The organism is Lysinibacillus sp. 10T31, from assembly GCF_056394365.1.
Map to the genome: position 1 here is coordinate 1 of NZ_JBFTHS010000174.1, position 518 is coordinate 518.

Genomic DNA, 518 nt, shown 5'->3' on the forward strand with positions numbered 1-518 from the left:
TGCGTCGATGGATCGGCATCACCTTGGTCTGCGGGCTGGCCAGTGGKTGCGTCACCTTCGGGCCACCCGACGGCTCGCTGCAGATCGCTGGCTATGCGCCCACGGATGGCAACTGCCAACTGCAGATCACCGCGCCGGGGGCGTCCAACACGGATGCCGAGCCGGTACAGGGCTATTTTCAACGGCACTTGATGGTTCATTCCAGCAAGCCCGGTCGCGTCGCACTGCTTTGCAATGGCAGGCCGCAGGCCGAACGCAGCTTCCGCTATGGCCGCGACGTGGGGTTCGGCGAGGTTCTGCCGCTTCTTGTTTTCGAACGCAGCGCGCTGGATCTGGGCGGCAGCACGCCGGTCGTACGCATGCGCGCCTTCCAGTCCGACTTCCTGGAATGGAACAAGGCCTCGCTTGCACGGCTGGCAGAGCATGGCCCATCGCGCGGCCAGGCATTGGCCGATGCGTCGTACGCGAAGCTGGTGGAGCACTATGCCCTGCCGGGCACCTCTCGCACTGTCATGCGC

1 protein-coding gene is annotated in these 518 nt (G+C 65.4%); it reads left to right on the forward strand.

The window, feature by feature from the left end; genetic code table 11:
* Positions 1-518: hypothetical protein (locus tag AC1DCY_RS27445; RefSeq protein ID WP_477355882.1), on the forward strand; the 518-nt coding region annotated here is incomplete at both ends.